This window comes from Aneurinibacillus danicus (assembly GCF_007991215.1).
In the GTDB taxonomy this organism is placed as follows: Bacteria; Bacillota; Bacilli; order Aneurinibacillales; family Aneurinibacillaceae; genus Aneurinibacillus; species Aneurinibacillus danicus.
Map to the genome: position 1 here is coordinate 1 of NZ_BJXX01000007.1, position 3423 is coordinate 3423.

The 3423-nt window shown below is 48.1% G+C and carries 4 protein-coding genes; 3 read left to right on the forward strand and 1 reads right to left on the reverse strand.

The annotated features are described in order from the left end of the window. The first annotated feature begins 300 nt into the window (after positions 1-300). Together ADA01nite_RS00315 and ADA01nite_RS00320 are read left to right on the forward strand one after the other, a co-directional pair. Positions 301-561, forward strand: a complete 261-nt coding sequence (locus ADA01nite_RS00315) for a metal-sensitive transcriptional regulator (RefSeq protein ID WP_146807900.1) — start codon at positions 301-303, stop codon at positions 559-561. Between the two features lie 88 nt (positions 562-649). Next, positions 650-1381 carry a ZIP family metal transporter gene (locus ADA01nite_RS00320; RefSeq protein ID WP_146807901.1) on the forward strand — a complete coding sequence of 244 codons (732 nt, stop codon included), beginning with the start codon at positions 650-652 and terminating at the stop codon, positions 1379-1381. Here ADA01nite_RS00320 and ADA01nite_RS00325 read toward each other — a convergent pair. Further along, positions 1378-1824, reverse strand: coding sequence for a 2-thiouracil desulfurase family protein (locus tag ADA01nite_RS00325; RefSeq protein ID WP_146807902.1), 447 nt, complete (start codon positions 1822-1824; stop codon positions 1378-1380). The genes ADA01nite_RS00320 and ADA01nite_RS00325 overlap by 4 nt on opposite strands. A gap of 402 nt (positions 1825-2226) precedes the next feature. On the opposite strand from ADA01nite_RS00325, the gene ADA01nite_RS00335 reads away from it, so the two are divergent. Then, on the forward strand, positions 2227-3384 hold the full coding sequence (locus tag ADA01nite_RS00335) for an aminotransferase A (protein WP_146807903.1): 1158 nt from the start codon (positions 2227-2229) through the stop codon (positions 3382-3384). Positions 3385-3423 lie beyond the last annotated feature (39 nt).

Below are 3423 nucleotides of genomic sequence, written 5' to 3' on the forward strand. Positions count from 1 at the left end.
GCCTTTTTCCCATTGAAATCCCCCTCTCGTTCTCTTCTTTCTGGTGGTTTTGTTAGCTTGCGTGTTTTCGATTCATGCTATCCCTCTATGCACTACTTTTTAAATTTTTAAAAACGAGAGAAAAAACATATTGAATGACTGGGCTTCTTTTTTTGTACGCCGGTTCAAACGTGGCCTGATCCACTCCAATTTTTCAGCATCCATTATTCTTGAAGCTAGATGATATATTTTCCTTGTTTACAACTCATACCTAAAGGGGTAGCATTAATATATATCCCCATTATGCCGAGGTGAGAGTAGATGGAATATAATGATGCTGTGAAGAATCGTCTCCGCCGTATTGAAGGGCAGATTCGCGGAGTGCTCAGCATGATGGAACAGCAGAAAGATTGCCGGGATGTTGTGACCCAGTTGACCGCGATTCGTTCCGCTGTTGATCGCGCTATCGGTTTGGTTGTAGCAAACAATATGGAAGCATGCATTCGTATGGAGATTGAAAAAGGGAACAATCCTGACCATATCATCAAAGAAGCGGTAGACTTGCTTGTAAAAAGTCGCTAAAATGCGAAACAGCACCTTGTGTGCTGTTTTTTTGCATACATAAATTGGGTAGTACATAACGGTAGAGTTCAAAGCGAAAGGTGAAGCTATGAAGGAAATGTTGCTAGGAAGTGTGATTTCTGCGCTATCTACGGGCGTAGGTGCCATCCCCATTTTGTTTTTCCGTTATATCAATCATCATGCGCGGGATACGCTGGTGGCGCTGACCGCCGGGGTTATGATGGCGGCTTCCGTATTCAGCTTGATTCCGGAAGCAATAAGCATGTCCAACCTGTACGTGCTCGCATTCGGCATATTGCTCGGCACGACGACGCTAATGCTTATCGAACGGTATTTGCCGCATGTGGATTTGGAGAATCCGCATAACAAACTCCCGATTGATTCGCAGGCGCTGTTGATTATTTCGGCCATCACAGTACATAATTTGCCGGAAGGATTGTCAGTGGGAGTGAGTTATACAGGGAATAACGAAGCGCTGGGCGGCCTTATTGCACTCGCGATTGGCGTACAGAACGCCCCGGAAGGGCTTCTGGTGGCGCTGTTTCTTGTCAATCAGAATATTGGCCGACTGAAAGCGGTGCTCATTGCAACCCTGACCGGGTCGGTAGAAATTCTCTCCGGCATCCTGGGATATATGATGACCGGCTATGTGAAAGGGCTTGTGCCGTATGGGCTTTCCTTTGCGGCGGGCGCGATGCTATTTATCGTATACAAGGAGTTGATTCCGGAAAGTCACGGGCACGGATATGAGCGATCGGCGACATACGCATTTATTATCGGACTTATCAGTATGCTGTTCTTAATTCAATATTTTGGCTAGTCCAAGGACTCCTCAGAGCGGACGGAGATGCCGTGGCGCAGCAGAAGGGCGGCGGTCACCCCGACGCCTTTTTGTTTTGTGCGGGAGAATGTACCGTCATAGATAGAAGTGCTGCCGCACGAAGGGCTACGCTCTTTGAGAATGGCTTCCGTGGCTTGGACCGTCTGCGCCATAAGCAGCGCCTGGCGGGCTCCCTGCAAAAAGGCCCCGGTTACATCGTTACCCTCGTTGTCAATGACGCGGGCTTTGCCGTCGAGTACGTCAAAACCGTCTCCGCCTACGATTTCCGCCGGATTGCGAGGCGTGGATAATCCGCCCAACTGTTCCGGACAGACGGGAATGGCTTTGCCATCTTTGACAAGCTGTTCAATTTCACTTACCCGATTGTCTTTTTGATCGTAGCGGCATTCACATCCCATTAAGCATGCGCTTACTATTTTCATTACGTTACCTCCTAAATATGACCTTCATAAAGTGTCTGCTATGTTCATTATAACCACAAAAGAAAAGAGGCGACAGCTGAACCGCAGCGGCTCAAACATTGTAACAACGTCCTGAACGGTAAACGTCTGCGTCAGTTCTGTGGCTACCGCGCCCGGTGAAACGACGGTCGTACGAATATTTTGTTCCGGAAGCTATTTACGCAATCCTTCGGTAATGACGCGTACCGCGAATTTGGTGGTATAGAAACAGCAAACGCATGCACCCGGAATAAACAGAAAAGAGATAGAAGGGATTATTTCGGCAAAAGTAGAATAGCTTGGCGTCTTCTTACGCAAAGCGTGCTATACTTTTTAAAAGGGAAGCCGGCATGCTTTACGAAGAAGAAAGGATGAATAAGAGAGATGCAGCATTTACTTAACCCGAGGGTACGCAATATCCAAATTTCAGGGATTCGCAAATTTTTTAATCTGGTCCAGCAGTATGATGATGCAATTTCTTTGACAATCGGACAGCCGGATTTTGCTACGCCGGACCATATCAAGGAAGCGGGCAAGCGCGCCATTGACCAAAACCGGACTACCTATACACCCAATGCGGGTCTTATGGAGCTGCGGCAGGCCGTCAGCGTTTTTGTTGAGCAGAAATACGGACTGCGTTATGACGCGGCGACGGAAATCATTGTAACCAATGGGGCGAGCGAAGCCATTGATATTGCGCTGCGCACGATTCTAGAAGAGGATAGTGAAGTCATCCTGCCCGGACCTGTTTATCCGGGATATGAGCCGATTATCCGCCTGTGCGGCGCCGTCCCGGTATACGTAGATACGCGGGATACTGATTTTAAGATGTCGGCAAAGCTTATAAGCGAGAAAATTACGGCAAAGACGCGCTGTGTTATTTTGCCGTATCCGTCCAATCCAACCGGCTGCACGCTCGGGCAGGATGAGCTTGAAGAGATTGCCGCTCTGCTTAAGGACAGGGAAATCTTTGTCATTTCTGATGAAATTTACAGCGAGCTGATCTATGGGGGGATGCATCGTTCGATTGCGTCGCTTCCTTCCATGCGGGACAAAACGATTGTCATTAACGGTCTGTCCAAATCGCATTCGATGACCGGATGGCGTATCGGCTTCACGTTCGCTCCGGCCTACATAACGGAACAAATGGTGAAAGTTCATCAGTACAACGCAACCTGTGCCAGCTCTATCAGTCAGTATGCTGCACTGGAAGCACTAACGGAAGGGATGGAAGATGCGGAGGCAATGAAGGCGGAATACGATAAGCGACGGACGTACGTCTATGAGCGGTTGACCGCTATGGGATTTGACGTGGTCAAACCAGACGGTGCATTTTACATTTTTCCTTCGATTGCGCAGTTCGGACTTTCTTCATTTGCATTCGCTTCACGTCTTTTGGAAGAGCAGCGCGTGGCGGTCGTTCCAGGTGATGCATTCTCTTCGTATGGGGAAGGGTATATCAGGATTTCTTATGCATACGCGATGGATATTTTGGAAGAAGGACTGAACCGTCTGGAAGCTTTCCTTGCAAATGTAAAATAAACATCTGCCGCATTTCTTGCACCTTTTTCTGTGAAAATC

Bases quoted from the DNA above. Each gene is read 5' to 3' on its own strand.
- ADA01nite_RS00315 (WP_146807900.1), top strand. From the start codon at position 301: ATGGAATATAATGATGCTGTGAAGAATCGTCTCCGCCGTATTGAAGGG.
- ADA01nite_RS00320 (WP_146807901.1), top strand. From the start codon at position 650: ATGAAGGAAATGTTGCTAGGAAGTGTGATTTCTGCGCTATCTACGGGC.
- ADA01nite_RS00325 (WP_146807902.1), bottom strand. From the start codon at position 1,824: ATGAAAATAGTAAGCGCATGCTTAATGGGATGTGAATGCCGCTACGAT.
- ADA01nite_RS00335 (WP_146807903.1), top strand. From the start codon at position 2,227: ATGCAGCATTTACTTAACCCGAGGGTACGCAATATCCAAATTTCAGGG.